A 14540-nucleotide genomic window follows, 5' to 3' on the forward strand; every position below is an offset into this window, starting at 1 on the left:
CCGGACCGATGCGATCCGGCCACCGCGGCGGCACGGGCAGCCGGCGCCTTGTACCCACACCCGGCAGCTTGTCCGTATACCGAACATGAACATCCCCCCCGCGGCCGCCCCCGGGCGCCACACCGCGGGACCCGACCGGCAGCCGCGGGGGCGCGCCGCCGCGCCGGGCGGCGGAGGCCGCCTAGAAGGCGGGCCGCTCCGGGTCCAGCAGCGCCAGTCCCTCCGCCGGGGACGACGCCTGCGCGAAGTGCCGCCGCGGGATCCGCCCCGCCCGCCGCGCCAGCCGCCCCGCCTCCACCGCGTGCCGCATCGCCTCGGCCATCACCACGGGCTCCTGCGCCCGCGTCACCGCCGACGCCAGCATCACCCCCGCGCACCCCAGCTCCATGGCCAGCGCCACGTCCGACGCCGTACCGGCGCCGGCGTCCAGGATCACCGGCACGCGCGCGTGCTCCACGATCAGCTGGAAGTTGTGCGGGTTGCGGATGCCGAGCCCGGAGCCGATCGGCGACCCCAGCGGCATGATCGCCGCACAGCCGACGTCCTCCAGCCTCCGGGCGAGCACCGGGTCGTCGTTCGTGTACGGCAGCACCGTGAACCCGTCGTCGACCAGCGTCTCGGCGGCGTCCAGCAGCTCGATAGGGTCCGGCAGCAGCGTCCGCTCGTCGGCGATGACCTCCAGCTTGACCAGGTCGGTGCCGAGCGCCTCCCGGGCCAGCCGCGCCGTCAGCACGGCCTCACCGGCGGTGAAGCAGCCGGCCGTGTTCGGCAGCACCCGGATGCCCAGCCGCCGCAGCACCGACAGCACGGACCCGTGCACGGACGGGTCCACGCGCCGCATCGCGACCGTCGTCAGCTCCGTGCCGGAGGCGACGAGCGCCCGCTCGAGCACGTCCAGGCTGGGCGCGCCGCCCGTGCCCATGATCAGGCGCGAGGTGAGGGACAGGCCTCCGAGGAGGAAGGGGTCGTCGGCCACGGGTCAGCCTCCCTGGACGGCGGTGAGCACTTCGACACGGTCGCCCTCGGCCAGGACCGTGGCCGGCCACTGCGCGCGCGGGACGACGGTCTCGTTGAGGGCGGCGGCCACCCCGGACGGCGCCGCGGTCAGCGACCGGACGACGGCGTCGAGAGCCGTGCCCGGCGCGATCCCGCGCGGCTCCCCGTTGACGGAGACGGTCAGCGTGCCGGCGGTGCCGGCCGGCTTGTTCACGGTCATACGGGCTGCTCCGTGAGCGCGGTGGCCCCGAAACGCCTCGGGGTAAAGGGGCGGGCCTCCTCGGGCAGGTCGCCCGTGGTCAGGACGTGCGCCAGCGCGTCCCCGGTGACCGGGGTCAGCAGCACCCCGTTGCGGTAGTGGCCGGTGGCCAGCAGCAGCCCGTCCAGCGCCGTCGGGCCCAGCAGCGGCGCGTTGTCGGGGGAGCCGGGGCGCAGCCCGGCCCGCGTCTCGGTCAGCGGCAGCTCCGTGATGCCCGGGACCAGCTCGTGCGCGTCGCGCAGCAGCTCGTACACGCCGCCGGCCGTCACCGTCGTGTCCCAGCCCAGTTCCTCGCTGGTGGCGCCGACGACCAGCTCGCCGCTGAGCCGCGGCACCAGGTAGACGTGGCTGCCGCGCACCACGGCGCGCACGGTCCGGCTGAGGAAGGGCGCGTACCGCTTCGGCACGGTCAGCCGCAGCACCTGTCCCTTCACCGGCCGCACCGGCGGCAGCACGTCGTCCGGGACGCCCGCGAGCTGCCCGCTGAGGCTGCCGGCCGCCAGCACCACCCGGTCCGCGGCGAGCGCGGTGCCGTCACGCAGGACGCAGCCGGCGGCCCGCTCCCGCGCCACGGTGAGCCGCTCGGCCCAGGCCCGGTGGAAGACCACGCCCGCCCGCTCGCACGCCGCCACCAGCGCCGCCGCCAGCCGCCGCGGGTCGATCTGGTGGTCGCCGTCCACGCGGAGCCCGCCGCGCACGCCCGGGGCGAGCAGCGGCTCCAGCCGCCGGCACTCCCGCCCGGACAGCCACTCCGCGTCCAGGCCCGACTGCCGCTGCAGCGCGTGCAGGTCCCGCAGATGGGCGCGGTCGTCCGCGTCGAGCGCCACGGCGAGCGTGCCGCACCGGCGGTACCCGAGGTCGTGGCCGGTCAGCTCGGTCAGCTCGGCCGCGAAGTCCGGGTAGCGGCGGGCGGAGGCGAGGTTCAGCGCGAGCAGCGTCTGCTCGCCGTAGTGCAGTTCCGTGACGGCGGCCAGCATCCCGGCGGCCACCTGCGCGGCTCCGCCGCCCGGCTCGGGGTCCACCACGGCGGTGGCGAGCCCGCGCTGTGCCGAGCGCCAGGCCGTCACCAGCCCGATGAGCCCGCCCCCGAGCACGAGGACGTCTGACGTACGTGGAGACGACATGGGCGTCCAGCCCCTCCCTTCGCCGGCATGACCCGGATCAGGTTCGTACGGTCGGAGGCCGCCAGCCTCCCTCTCAGCCCGGTGCGTCCGGGCTCCCGCGAGTGCTTGTACCGTGGCCACCCTAGTCCTTGGACCAGCGCCTTCGTAAGGGAGTCCTTCCGCATGTCCCGCTCGCTCGACGGTCTCGTCCTCGCCCCCGTCGCCGACCAGGCGCCGGGGCAGGTGGGCACGCGCACCCGCTTCGCTTACCACGAGAAGGACGGCGAGATCTGGGCCGAGTACGCGGGCGGCGACGTCGTACGCGGGCATCTCGTGGGTACCAGGGAGGGTGACCGGCTCGACTTCCGGTACGTGCAGCTCAAGGCCGACGGCACCACGTCCAGCGGGCACTGCGTGTCGACGGTGGTCGAACTGCCCGACGGCCGGGTGCGGTTGGAGGAGACCTGGCGGTGGGAGTCGCAGCCGGGCAGCGGGACGAGCGTGGTGGAGCAGGTGGCTTGAGCAGCCGGCGGCAGCCGGCTGACCGCCGCGGCGGGCGGCGGCCGGTCCGCGGTCCGGCGCGGGCGGTGACCGCCGGTCCCGGCGCGGGAGCGGCCGGCGCGGCTGTGGAGCACGTCACGGCGCACGCCCCCTGTCTGACGCCGCGTCAGTTGACTAAGGTGATCAGGTGAGCGAGCAGACGCAGGAACAGGGCACGTCACAGCCGCGGCGGGTGGTCGTCGCCGGCGCGGGCATGGCCGGCGTGCAGACCGCGGTCGCCCTGCGCGAACAGGGCTTCCAGGGCACCGTGACGCTGATCGGCGCCGAGCCGCACCAGCCCTACGACCGGCCTCCGCTGTCCAAGGCCGTCCTGCTCGGCAAGGCCGAGGGCTCCGCCTTCGACGTCGACTTCGAGACCCTCGGCACCGAGGTGCGGCTCGGCTGCGAGGCCCTGGCCGTACGCCCCGACGCCCACGTCCTCGACACCTCCGCCGGCCCCGTCCCGTACGACGTCCTCGTCCTCGCGACGGGCGCCGAACCGATCCGGCTGCCCGGCACCGAGGACATGCCCGGCGTGCACCTGCTGCGCACCCTGGACGACGCCGAACGGCTGCGGCCCGTGCTCGCCCGGCAGCACGACGTCGTGGTCGTCGGAGCGGGCTGGATCGGCGCCGAGTTCGCCACGGCGGCCCGGGAGGCGGGCTGCGCCGTGACCGTCGTGGAAGCCGCCGACCGGCCGCTCGCGGGGGCACTGCCCGCCGACGTGGCCGCCCCGATGGCCGCCTGGTACGCCGACAGCGGCGCCGTGCTGCGCACGCACGCGCGCGTCGAGCACGTGGAACCGGGCGCGGTGGTGCTCGACGACGGCACGCGGCTGCCCGCGGGCGCCGTCGTCGTCGGCATCGGCGCGCGCCCCGCCACCGCCTGGCTGGCCGGCTCCGGCGTCGAACTGGGCGAGGACGGCGCGATCGTCGCCGACGAACACCTGCGCACCTCCGTGCCGGACGTGTACGCGGTCGGCGACTGCGCCTCCTTCCCCTCCCGGCGGTACGGCGAGCGCCTGCTGATCCACCACTGGGACAACGCCCTCCAGGGCCCCCGCACGGTCGCGGCCGGCATCGTCGGCGAGGCCCCGGCGGTCTACGACCCGGTGCCGTACTTCTGGTCGGAGCAGTTCGGCCGGTTCGTGCAGTACGCCGGCCACCACGCGTCGGCCGACACCACCGTCCGGCGGGGCGACCCGGCGGGCCCGGCGTGGACCGTCTGCTGGCTGCGCGAGGGGCGCCTGGTGGCCCTGCTCGCGGTGGGCCGGCCGCGGGACCTGGCCCAGGGCAGGCGCCTGATCGAGGCGGGCACGCCCATGGACGCGGAGCTGCTGGCGGACCCCGCGCGGCCCCTGAAGGCGGCGACGGCCTAGGTGTGCCGTCCGGCCCGCGTCGCCGTCCGGCGACGCGGACGGGCGGGAGGTCGGCGCCATGGCCGGGGGCGCGTGTCCCGGGTGGACGGCCCCGGCTTCCGAGTGTCGGTCGGAGATGGCACGCTTGATCCCGTGACCGAGATTGACACGAAGATCGATGCTCTCGTCCCCGCCTGGCTCACCCTCCCCGACATCGCCGAGATGCTCGGCGTCGAGGTGACGCGCGTGCGGCAGCTGGTCAAGGACGGCCAGCTCATCGCCGTGCGCCGGGGTGAGAACCGCGCGCTGCACGTGCCCGCCGACTTCATCGACGGGGACAAGGTCGTCAAGGGCCTGTCCGGCACCCTGACGCTCCTGCGCGACGACGGCTTCACGGACGAAGAGATGCTGGAGTGGCTCTTCACCGCCGACCCGACCCTGCCCGGCACGCCCGCGCAGGCCCTCAGGGAGAATCGCGGCACGGAGGTGAAGCGCCGCGCCCAGGCGCTCGCCGTCTGACCGAACGACACCGGCTCGTCCGGCCGTGACCCGGGGGGCCACGGCCGGGAGGGCCACAGCCATCGGGCCGCCCGGCCAGGGCCCGCGCGCGGACGCCGCGCCGGCCCCGGGCCGCCCGGCCAGGACCCGCGCGCGGGCGCCGCGCCGGCCGGCGCGGGCCGCGGCCCGTGCGCCACCACCGTCCGACACGACCGTCCGGGGGGACTCACGCATGCCCGACACCGCCGCCGCCACCGCCCGGGCCCGGCTCGCCGACGCCCGCCTCTACCTCTGCACGGACGCCCGCAGGCGCCAGGGCGACCTGCCCGAGTTCCTGGACGCGGTCCTGGCCGGCGGCGTCGACATCGTGCAGCTGCGCGACAAGGGCATGGAGGCGGCGGAGGAACTGGAGCACCTGGCGGTCCTCGCCGAGGCCTGCGCCCGCCACGGCAGGCTCCTCGCGGTCAACGACCGGGCGGACGTCGCCCACGCCGCCGGCTCCGACGTGCTGCATCTGGGCCAGGGCGACCTGCCGGTGCCGGCGGCCCGCGCGATCCTCGGCGAGGACGTCCTGATCGGCCGTTCCACGCACGCCGAGTCCGAGGCCGCCGCGGCCGCCGTCCAGGACGGCGTGGACTACTTCTGCACGGGGCCGTGCTGGCCCACCCCCACCAAGCCCGGCCGTCCCGCACCCGGCCTCGACCTGGTGCGCAGCACGGCGGCCCTCGGCACCGACCGGCCCTGGTTCGCCATCGGCGGCATCGACCTGGGCAACCTCGACGAGGTCCTTCAGGCCGGCGCCCGTCGCGTCGTCGTGGTCCGGGCGATCACCGAGGCGGACGACCCGGGTGCGGCGGCGGCCGAGTTCGCCGAGCGCCTGCGCCGGGCCTGAGGCGGCCCGCACCGGCCCGTGGTCCGCACGCGGGCTGCGCCGCGCGGCACCCCGCCGCGGTGCCGGATCACCCGAGTGGGTCCGCGGTGCCGGAGATCACCCGAGTGGGTCCGCGGTGCCGGATCACCCGAGAGGCTGCCGTGCGCGGGTGGTGCCCGCGGGTGACGCACCGCACCGGGCGCCGCGCCCGACCGAACGCAGCCGCACGACGCCTCCGGGTGTCTCGTCCGGCGGACGGAATGGTCCGCTTCCGCCCGGATTCCCGCCCCCACTGTCCGAGGCGTGGACAGCAGGCCGACAATTCGGTCAAATGACCGGCGTGCGGTTGGGGGACCGCCAACCCCTGGTTAACCTGCGACCATGGCCCTCGGAACCGCATCCACCAGGACTGATCGCGCCCGTACCGTGCGCGACATCCTCGCCGCCGGCAAGACGACGTACTCGTTCGAGTTCTCGGCGCCGAAGACGCCCAAGGGCGAGCGGAACCTGTGGAGCGCGCTGCGGAGGGTCGAGGCGGTCGCCCCGGACTTCGTCTCGGTGACCTACGGCGCGGGCGGTTCGACCCGCGCGGGCACGGTCAAGGAGACCGAGCAGATCGTCGCCGACACCACGCTCACCCCGGTGGCCCACCTCACCGCCGTCAACCACTCCGTCGCGGAGCTGCGCAACATCATCGGCCAGTACGCCGACGCGGGGATCCGCAACATGCTGGCCGTGCGCGGCGACCCGCCCGGCGACCCGATGGGCGACTGGGTCCCCCACCCGCGGGGCCTGACCTACGCGGCCGAACTCGTCCGGCTCATCAAGGAGTCGGGCGACTTCTGCGTGGGCGTCGCCGCCTTCCCGGAGATGCACCCCCGCTCGGCCGACTGGGAGACGGACGTCGCGCACTTCGTCGACAAGTGCCGCGCGGGCGCCGACTACGCCATCACCCAGATGTTCTTCCGGCCCGAGTCGTACCTGCGCCTGCGCGACCGGGTCGCCGCGGCCGGCTGCGAAACGCCCGTGATCCCCGAAGTCATGCCGGTCACGAGCGTGCGGATGCTGGAACGTCTGCCACAACTCAGCAACGCCTCGATCCCGGATGTCCTGAAAGAGCGGATCCTCACAGCGCGGGACGATCCGGCGGCTGTACGCTCGATCGGGATCGAGTTCGCCACGGAGTTCTGCGCCCGGCTGCTGGCCGAGGGAGTGCCCGGACTGCACTTCATCACGCTGAACAACTCGACGGCGACACTGGAGATCTACGAGAACCTGGGCCTGCACCATCCACCGCGGGCCTGGACCGACCGCACGGGCGTGGGCCACACTGCGTAGCGGCCACTGGGAGAGGGGCGTACATGGGCTGGACGGTCCTCTACATCGCGTTCGGCGTCGTCGCGCTGTGGCTGCTGGGCGAGGTGCTGCTGCAGTACAAGGCACGTCTGCGCTGGCGGCTGCTCGCCTTCGGGGGCTTCCTCGGCGTCGTGCTCGGCGTGCTGATCCCGTCCGTCGTCGTCATCGGGCTGGGCGCCGCCGCCTTCGCGGTGGGGCAGACGTACGTGACGCTGTCGTTCCGCCGCGGCTTCGCGGCCGGCTGGGCGGTCAACCGCCCGGCCGCGGGCACCGGAGGCAGCAAGCGCCGCCGCGGCGAACCGGGCCGGCAGGGAGCGGACCAGGAGCTCCCCGGCCTCGCAGGGGCGGACGGCCACGGCGACGAGGACGGCGCCGGCCGCGGGGACGGCCTGCCGTACGGGCACGACGACTACGAGGGCGACGACGTCTTCACCCCCGCCCGCGCGGCGGACCCGGCGGCGGCCGACACCACGGTGTACGCGCCGCAGCCCCTGCCCGACGACACCGGTTCGTACGGCGTGTACGACGGCGCCTCCTCGTACGGGGCGGGCGCGGACTCCTCCTACGCGGGCGCCGGCCAGGACCAGTACGCCACGGCCGCCCAGGGCGCCGACCAGGCCTACGGGTACGACTACTCCGGCTACGGCCAGCAGCAGGGCTACGGCTACGACACCACCGGCCAGCAGCAGTACGCCGCGTACACCGACCCCTACAGCGGCGACCAGGGCTACGGCGGCTCCTACGACCAGGCGGCCTACGGCGGCCAGCAGGGCTACGGGCAGCAGGGCTACGGCCAGGACCAGTACGCCGGCGGTTACGGCGGCGAGAGCCCGGCCGGCGGGCTCTGGGTGCCGCAGCAGCGCTCCGACGACTCCTACGGCGGCGAACTCCCGCCGGAGCAGCCGTACCCGTACCAGGGCGACGGGCAGGGGCGCCCGAACCAGGCGCAGGGCGCCGGGTTCGACGAGCAGTACCGGTTCTGAGCGCGCGGCGCGGCCGTGTCAGCGGACCGCCCCGGTGAACGTCAGGCCGGGCCGCGGCGGCGCGATGGGCGCCCGTCCTGGAACTGACGGCGGGGCGTCGAAGGTCTGACCATCCGCCGGAGGACTGGAAGCTCGGGAGCACCGAGAGCACCGGAAGCTCGGGGACACCGGAACACCGGGCCACCCGGGACACCGAGTGCACCCGGCCACCAGACACACCCCCCAACGCCGGGAACGCCCGGCAACCGCCGGACGGCCGGCCCGGGATCCACGCGCACCCGAGGGGCAGGACCCCGGAGGCCCGGCCTGCCCGGCGGCCCCTACCGGCGCGGCGCGGTCACTGGGAGCCCCGGAACTCCGGCCCCTCCACCACCAGGCCGGCCACCAGCGCGCCCGACATGCCCGCGTGCGGGAGACCGCCCCCGGGATGCGACCAGCCGCCGACGGCGAACAGCCCCGACAGAGCGGTGGTGTTGGCGGGCCGCAGGAAGGCGCCCGCCCCCGCGGCCAGGGCGGGCGCGGGCACACCGCCGCCCGCCGCACCCGTCTCCCGTTCCGTGTCCGCGGGCGTGCGCACCTCGCGCCACAGGATCCGCCCGGCCAGTGACGGCACCGCGCGTTCGGCGGCGGCGACCATCCGGTCCGCGAACGCCCCGGCGACCCCGGGCGCGGTCCAGTCGAAGGACGCTCCGGACGGCACCGTCGCCGTCAGCACCACCGACTCGTGGGCGTCGTCCGGGCGCAGGGCGGGGTCGTCCGGCCGGTCGATCCGCACCGTGGGCCGGGCGGGCGGCTCGCCGCGCCGCAGGGCCTCCCACTCGGCCTCGCGGTCCGGGGTGTGCACCACGGTCCGGTGCGCCGCGCCCTCCGCCCGCGGACCGCGCAGCGCCAGGCAGACCACGACCCGGCCCGGCGAGGCGCCCTCGGCCGCCGGCCGGACGGCGTTCCCCTCGTACGGCTCGCGGCCCGGCAGCAGACGGCCCAGCCGGCCGGGCGCACCTCCGACGACGGTGTCGGCCTCGGCCACGGTCCCGTCGGCGAGCTCCACTCCGGCCGCCCGGCCGTCCTTCTCCAGCACGCGGGCGACCTCGGCGCCGAAGACGAACTCCACCTTCCGCTCCAGGCACCGCTCGTACACCGCGGCCGCCAGCCGGCGCAGGCCGCCGCGGACGTGCCAGGTGCCGAACGCGTACTCCATGTACGGCAGCACGGACGCGCTCGCCGGAGCGGTGCGCGGGTCCAGGCCGTACGCCAGGGCGTAGCCGTCCAGGAGCGCGGCCAGGCGCGCGTCGCGCAGCTCCCACGCGCCGACCTCGTCGAGCGTGCCCGCCCGCCGGGCGCGCAGCAGGCGCCGGTGCGGGACCGCCGGATAGGGCTCGCGCTCGGCCAGCACCCGCCAGTTGGGCCACAGGGGCTCCTCCAGCAGCGGCCGGCGGGTGCGGTCCCAGGCCTCGCGGGCCCGCACCAGGAAGTCGCCCCAGCGCTGTCCGGCGCCCGCCCCGAGGGCGTCGTCGAGGGCCGCGAGGACCCCCGCGCGGGAGGCGTTCGGCAGCGACACCTCGGTGCCGTCGGCGAAGACGTGACGGGAGGAGGGGTCGACCTGGACCAGCTCGACGCACTCCTCCAGCGGCTGCCGGCCGGTCTTGACGAACAGGTCGCGGTAGACCGCGGGCAGCAGGAGCAGCCCGGGGCCGGTGTCGAAGGCGAAGCCGTCCCGCTCCAGACGGCGCACGGCCCCGCCGTAGGTCTCCGTCCGCTCGTACACCACCACCCGGTGGCCCGCGACCGCCAGCCGGGCGGCGGCCGCCATCGCGCCCATTCCGGCGCCGATCACCGCGATCCGTCCCATGCCGGCGACTCTAGCCGCCGCGCCCGGCGGTCCGTGGCGCAGGGGCGGTGACGGTGACCAGGGCTTCTCCCGCAGCGCCGCCGGCCAGTGCCTGCCGGGCACTAGTAGGTATCCGTACCTAGTGCGCGAGATGAGTACGCGCGCGGATGGGCCGCCGGCCGCCTGGAGGAGAAGGTGGAGGCACGGAACGGGGCGAGGCGCCGGCACCGCCGGCACGGGGCGGCGGAACGGCGCGGCCCTGGACCGCTCCTTTCGCCGGCGCCCGTCGGCGGGAGCGAGGTACGGGGGGACCCGGGGGAACGACCGAACGGGGGTCCTGCGGGGGAGTACGGGGAGCGCCGGTTCGCGGTGGCCCGCGGGGGACGCGGCCAGCGCGACCGGCGCTTCTCCGCGCCGCCCCGCCCTCGCCCGCCCGGACGACGGCGACGGGCCACCGCGACACGTCCAGGACCGGCGGCCGCACGGGCCGCCTCACGGCTGCGCACGGCCGGGCCACCGCCCCACGGGTCGCCTCACGGGTCCGTACGTCCGGGGCCGGCGGCCGGTACCGCTCGCGGCCCGGTCCGGTGCGGCCGGGTGACCCGCCCGCACGGGCCGTGACGCCGGCCGTGCAGCCGGGCGGGCCGGCCGCACGGGCCGTTCCGCCGGCGTCGACGCCGGACCCGGGCCCGGCTCAGGGGCGGCCGCTCACCCGCCCCTGGAGCAGCCGGGACAGCGCCGCGTGCACGTCGTCCAGGGAGCGCTCCGGCTGGAAGGACTTCCAGTCCAGCGCGGCCACCAGCACCATCCCGACCAGCGCGGCGGCGGTCAGCGGCACGTCGATCTCGTCGCTGAACTCGCCGTTCTCGACGCCCTCGCGCAGCACGTCCTCGACGACGGCGACCGCCTGCTGCCGGACCACCATGAGCGTCGACTGCCAGGCGCGGTTGGTGCGCCACAGCTCGGCCACGTACAGCTGGGTGAAGGCCGGGTAGCAGTCGATGAACACGAGCCCGGCCCGGATCATCGCGTCCAGGGCGTCGACCCTGCTGCCGCCGTCGCGCGCGGTCCTCTCGGCCGCTTCCCTGAGGGAGGCGGTCAGCAGGCCCACGCCGTGCCGCAGCAGTTCCTCGAAGAGGACGGACTTGCTCGCGAAGTTGTAGTAGACCGTGCCCTTCGCGACCCCGGCCCGCTCGGCGATCTCGTCCACCGTGGTGGCGGAGAACCCCTGTTCGGCGATGAGGGTGACGGCCGCCTCGTACAGCCGCTGGCGGGTGGCCTCGCGGCGGGTGCGGCCGCCGGAGGTGGTGCTGCTGCTTTCCATGGCCCCGATTGTCACAGGAACGGACGCCCGGGCGGACGCGGAGGCGGCACGTGCCCGGGACGGCGCCGGGGGCGGGGAGGCGGAGGACGCCGGCCGCGGGGTCACAGGCTCAGCTCCGGGTGCAGCCGGTCCAGCGTCCAGACCTGCCGGCGCCGGGCCGACAGCGCGGTCAGCGCGAGCGCGCCCGCGGTGAACGCCGTGAGCACGGCGCACGCCTGCCACACCGGGCCCGTCCCGCCGCCCGTGATCAGCCGCCGCAGGGCCTCCACGACGTAGCTCATCGGCAGGAAGGGGTGGATCGCGTTGAAGAAGCCCGGGCTGGTCTGCACGGGATAGGTGCCGCCCGCCGACGTCAGCTGGAGCATCAGCAGCGCGAGGACGAGGATCCGGCCCGCCGCCCCGAAGCGCGCGTTCAGCCACTGCACGATGGCCGCGAAGCACGCCGTCACCAGGAACAGGAAGCCCACCGTCCCGGCGGCCCGTGCCATCTGCAGCCCGACCGCCCAGTGCAGCACCGCCATCAGGGCGGCCGTCTGCAGCACCCCGATCGCCGCCACCGGCAGCCAGCCCGCCACCGCGATCCGCCACGCCGGGGCGCCCGCGGCCAGGGCCCGCCGGTTCAGCGGCGGGATCAGCATGTACGCCACCATGGCCCCCACCCACAGTGACAGCGGGATGAAGTACGGGGCGAAGCCGGTGCCGTAGTTGGGCGCGTGGTGCAGGTCCTCGGAGGCGAGCTGGACCGGGTCGGCCATCACGCCGGTGCGCCGGTCGCGGTCCTTCTTGTCGTAGTCGGGGATCTTCCCGGCGCCGTCGTGGAGCCCGCCGGCGAGCTTTCCGGAACCGTCGGCCAGCTTGTAGATGCCGCCCTGGAGATCGTCGGCACCCGTCTTGAGTTCGCCGATCCCCGTGTCGAGGTCCGCCGCGCCCGTCCTGGCCGTGCCGAGTCCGGCGTGCAGCTTCTTCGCGCCCGCGGCGACCTTCCCGGCGCCCTCGTTCAGCTTGTTGATCCTCCGCACGGCGTCGTCGAGGTCCTCGGACAGGTGCGGGGCGCGGTCGGCGAGGGCCTGGGCCTGCTTCTGCAGCGTGGCCAGGTGGGTGTCGAGCTCGTTCAGGTCGCCGTCCTGGTCCGCGATCAGGGTGTTCAGGTCGTCCGCGACCGTCGCGACGTCCGCCGCGGTCTCCTTGGCCTTCCTCAGGTCGGGGCAGGCCGGGTCGGGCAGCGCCGGCTGCTCGCAGCGCCGCGTGTAGACGCCGTCGAGGACGCCGGACGCGGTGTGCGCGCCCCTGGCGGCGGCCGGGGCCCGCTCCACCAGGGTGTCGAGGTGGCGGCGGATCGTCTTCGACGAGTCCGCCACCAGCCGGGCGGTGTCGCCGATGGTCTTCTCGTTGTCCTTCAGGAACGGCCCCACCTTGTCCGCGACGCCGTTGACCCGGTCGGCGAGCGCCTGCGTGCCCTCGGCGACCTGCTTCGAGCCGTCCTCCAGGTCGCCGGCGCCGGAGTTGAGCTTCTTCAGCCCCTTGGCCAGCCTGCCGGATCCCTTCTTGGCCTCGGTCAGCCCGTCCGCGAGGTCCTCGGAGCCCTTCTCGGCCTTCCCGATGCCGCTGTTGAGCCTGTCGGCGCCCTGGGCCGCCTTCACGGTCTGGCCGTGGATGTCGGAGAACGAGATGAAGATCTTGTCGAGGAAGGAGCGCGACGCCTTCGTGGACGCGGCGGTGCGGACCTCGTTGAAGACCGTCCGCGAGATCTGCCCGACGATGTAGTTGTTCGCGTCGTTCGTGCGCACCTGCAGCGCGCTGGTCTCCGGGGAGGCGCCCGCGCTGGAGGCGAGGCGCCGGCTGAAGTCGGCGGGCATGGTCAGCGACAGGTAGTACGTGCCGTCCTCGACGCCCCGGCGCGCCTCGGCGGCGCTCACCCGGTGCCACTCGAAGACCTCGCTGTCGAGCAGGCCCTTGGTGAGGTCGTCCCCGGCCGTGAGCCTCCCGCCGTCGGCGGTCGCGCCCTCGTCGTCGTTCACGAGCGCCACGGGGATGCGGTCCAGGCGGCCGTAGGGGTCCCAGAAGGACCACAGGTACAGCGCGCCGTACAGCAGCGGCAGCACCAGCAGCGCGACCAGGGCCGCCCGCGGCAGCCTGCCCCGGCCGAAGCGCCTCAGCTCAAGAGCGGCCAGTTTCGGCGAGCGCATCGGCCGCCTCCTTCACTTCGTCGTCGGTGGTGCGCGCGGCCGTGCCGCCGCCGGCGGTCCGGGTGGGCGGGACGTCCCCGCCCGGTGTCCCGGTGGGCCGGGCGTCGTCCCCGGCTGCCCCGGTGGGCCGGGCGGCGTCGTCGCCGGCCGTGTGCCGGGCCGTGCCGTCGCCGGCCGCCCCGGCGTGCCCGGCGGCCTGGTCCCCGGGTGCCCCGGTGTCCGTCGCCGCGCGGGGCGCGGCCGTGCCCGTTCGGCCGTCGGCCGGCCCCGGGGCCGCTTCCCCGTCGGCGGACCGCGGGTCCGCCTCGTCGCCGGCCGCCTCGGTGTCCGTCGCCTCGTCGGCGTGCGGTGCGTCCGCCTCGTCGCCGGCCGTGCTCGGGCCGGACGGGGCGGCGGTGGACACGGCCGTCACTCCCTCCGGCGCCTCGCTGCACACGGCCAGCACGGTGGTGCCGGACTCGGCGAGGGCCGCCAACAGCGCCCACGTCTCGGCGCGTTCGGCGTCCGAGAGCTTGAAGTCGGTGTCGTCGACGGCGAGGAGCCGCGGCTGCGACATGAGCGCCAGGGCGAGGGACAGGCGCAGCGCCTCAGGACGCTCCAGGTCGCGCACGGCCGTGCGCAAGCCCTTGGGCAGGGCGCCCGGGTCGAGCCCCGCGGCGGACAGCGCGGTGTCCGTCAGCAGCGCGGCCTCGGCCCGGCGTTCGGCACGCGGCCTGATCAGGGCCCGCAGGGAGCCGCCGAACCTCCGCTGCAGCAGTGCTCGTTCGCGCAGGTGCTCGCCGACGGTCAGGGCCGGGTCGAGGTCGGTGACGCCGGTGACGTTGGCGAGGGCGCTGGCCCGTCGCACGGCGGACATGTGGCGGGGGAGTTTGAAGCCGCCGACGGCGGCCACTCCTTCCGTGGGCCTCATGCGCCCGGTGAGCACCAGCAGCAGGCACGTACGGCCCGAACCGGACGGGCCCTCCACCGCGATGAGCGAGCCCGGCCCGGCCTCCACGCCGACCCCGCGGAACACCCAGCCGCGGGAACCCCGCAGCCCGAGGTCGCGGACCGAGACGCCGAGGCCGCGGGCATGGTCCTGCGGATCGTCCACGGCTCCCCCTTCCCCCTGCAGTTTTTGAACTGACTGGTCAGTGCAAAAAGTAGCCCGAACTCTCGATCGAGGCAAAAGGCCTGCTCAGAACGGATTGTCAGTGCCATATCGCACGATGGGTACATACGGCATCCGTGCCGTCACAC

At 75.5% G+C, this 14540-nt stretch carries 13 protein-coding genes and 1 riboswitch; of the genes, 6 read left to right on the forward strand and 7 right to left on the reverse strand.

Annotation, left to right across the window (positions count from 1 at the left end):
- Nucleotides 1-181: 181 nt before the first annotated feature.
- The 3 genes from ABZ920_RS05050 to thiO form a co-directional block, all read right to left on the reverse strand.
- Nucleotides 182-976, reverse strand: coding sequence for a thiazole synthase (locus ABZ920_RS05050; RefSeq protein WP_361498914.1), 795 nt, complete (start codon nucleotides 974-976; stop codon nucleotides 182-184).
- A 3-nt stretch (nucleotides 977-979) separates the two neighbouring features.
- Nucleotides 980-1180, reverse strand: a complete 201-nt coding sequence (gene thiS, locus ABZ920_RS05055; protein WP_361499406.1) for a sulfur carrier protein ThiS — start codon at nucleotides 1178-1180, stop codon at nucleotides 980-982.
- Nucleotides 1181-1212: 32 nt separating this feature from the next.
- Nucleotides 1213-2379 (reverse strand): glycine oxidase ThiO, encoded by a 1167-nt coding sequence (gene thiO, locus ABZ920_RS05060; RefSeq protein WP_361498916.1) that lies wholly within the window; start codon nucleotides 2377-2379, stop codon nucleotides 1213-1215.
- A riboswitch (TPP riboswitch) is annotated at nucleotides 2377-2488 on the reverse strand. (Overlaps the previous gene by 3 nt.)
- 53 nt (nucleotides 2489-2541) lie before the next feature.
- Here thiO and ABZ920_RS05065 point away from each other — a divergent pair.
- From ABZ920_RS05065 to ABZ920_RS05090, 6 genes are all read left to right on the forward strand, one after another.
- Nucleotides 2542-2880 carry a hypothetical protein gene (locus ABZ920_RS05065; RefSeq protein ID WP_361498918.1) on the forward strand — a complete coding sequence of 113 codons (339 nt, stop codon included), beginning with the start codon at nucleotides 2542-2544 and terminating at the stop codon, nucleotides 2878-2880.
- 166 nt (nucleotides 2881-3046) lie between these two features.
- On the forward strand, nucleotides 3047-4276 hold the full coding sequence (locus ABZ920_RS05070; protein ID WP_361498920.1) for an FAD-dependent oxidoreductase: 1230 nt from the start codon (nucleotides 3047-3049) through the stop codon (nucleotides 4274-4276).
- A gap of 132 nt (nucleotides 4277-4408) precedes the next feature.
- On the forward strand, nucleotides 4409-4774 hold the full coding sequence (locus ABZ920_RS05075; protein ID WP_361498922.1) for an Rv2175c family DNA-binding protein: 366 nt from the start codon (nucleotides 4409-4411) through the stop codon (nucleotides 4772-4774).
- 211 nt (nucleotides 4775-4985) lie between these two features.
- Nucleotides 4986-5645, forward strand: a complete 660-nt coding sequence (gene thiE, locus ABZ920_RS05080) for a thiamine phosphate synthase (RefSeq protein ID WP_361498924.1) — start codon at nucleotides 4986-4988, stop codon at nucleotides 5643-5645.
- Nucleotides 5646-6005: 360 nt separating this feature from the next.
- On the forward strand, nucleotides 6006-6962 hold the full coding sequence (gene metF, locus ABZ920_RS05085; protein WP_361498926.1) for a methylenetetrahydrofolate reductase [NAD(P)H]: 957 nt from the start codon (nucleotides 6006-6008) through the stop codon (nucleotides 6960-6962).
- A gap of 23 nt (nucleotides 6963-6985) precedes the next feature.
- Entirely contained in the window at nucleotides 6986-7963 is a 978-nt protein-coding gene (locus ABZ920_RS05090) for a hypothetical protein (RefSeq protein WP_361498928.1), read from the forward strand.
- A 337-nt stretch (nucleotides 7964-8300) separates the two neighbouring features.
- Here the strand turns inward: ABZ920_RS05090 and ABZ920_RS05095 are convergent, their stop codons facing one another.
- The 4 genes from ABZ920_RS05095 to ABZ920_RS05110 form a co-directional block, all read right to left on the reverse strand.
- Nucleotides 8301-9812: an NAD(P)/FAD-dependent oxidoreductase gene (locus tag ABZ920_RS05095; RefSeq protein WP_361498930.1), complete on the reverse strand. Its 1512-nt coding sequence runs from the start codon at nucleotides 9810-9812 to the stop codon at nucleotides 8301-8303.
- Nucleotides 9813-10485: 673 nt separating this feature from the next.
- Complete coding sequence (locus tag ABZ920_RS05100) at nucleotides 10486-11115, reverse strand: TetR/AcrR family transcriptional regulator (protein WP_361498932.1); 630 nt, start codon at nucleotides 11113-11115, stop codon at nucleotides 10486-10488.
- Between the two features lie 101 nt (nucleotides 11116-11216).
- Entirely contained in the window at nucleotides 11217-13301 is a 2085-nt protein-coding gene (locus tag ABZ920_RS05105; RefSeq protein WP_361498934.1) for a YhgE/Pip domain-containing protein, read from the reverse strand.
- On the reverse strand, nucleotides 13273-14394 hold the full coding sequence (locus ABZ920_RS05110) for an ATP-binding cassette domain-containing protein (RefSeq protein WP_361498936.1): 1122 nt from the start codon (nucleotides 14392-14394) through the stop codon (nucleotides 13273-13275). Before ABZ920_RS05110 ends, ABZ920_RS05105 begins: the two co-directional genes overlap by 29 nt.
- Nucleotides 14395-14540 lie beyond the last annotated feature (146 nt).

The sequence above is a fragment of the Streptomyces sp. NPDC046831 genome (genome assembly GCF_040645305.1).
Classification (GTDB): Bacteria; Actinomycetota; Actinomycetes; order Streptomycetales; family Streptomycetaceae; genus Streptomyces.